Annotated in this window: 1 tRNA gene and 1 rRNA gene; both read left to right on the forward strand. The window is 54.8% G+C overall.

What is annotated here, in order from left to right:
- Positions 1-86: 86 nt before the first annotated feature.
- Positions 87-162, forward strand: a tRNA-Thr gene (locus tag OGV98_RS00020).
- A gap of 38 nt (positions 163-200) precedes the next feature.
- A 5S ribosomal RNA gene (gene rrf / locus OGV98_RS00025) occupies positions 201-281 on the forward strand; the annotation flags it as partial.

Genomic DNA, 281 nt, shown 5'->3' on the forward strand with positions numbered 1-281 from the left:
CTCAGAAGTGAAACGCCGTAGCGCCGATGGTAGTGTGGGGTCTCCCCATGCGAGAGTAGGGAACTGCCAGGCATCAAATTTAGTGTGCTGATATGGCTCAGTTGGTAGAGCGCACCCTTGGTAAGGGTGAGGTCCCCAGTTCGACTCTGGGTATCAGCACCAGTTTTTCGGTTAAAGTTCGGCACTTAGAAAAGAATTTGTCTGGCGGCTGTAGCGCGGTGGTCCCACCTGACCCCATGCCGAACTCAGAAGTGAAACGCCGTAGCGCCGATGGTAGTGTG

Source organism: Citrobacter sp. Cf136 (assembly GCF_030333815.1).
Lineage (GTDB): Bacteria > Pseudomonadota > Gammaproteobacteria > Enterobacterales > Enterobacteriaceae > Citrobacter > Citrobacter freundii.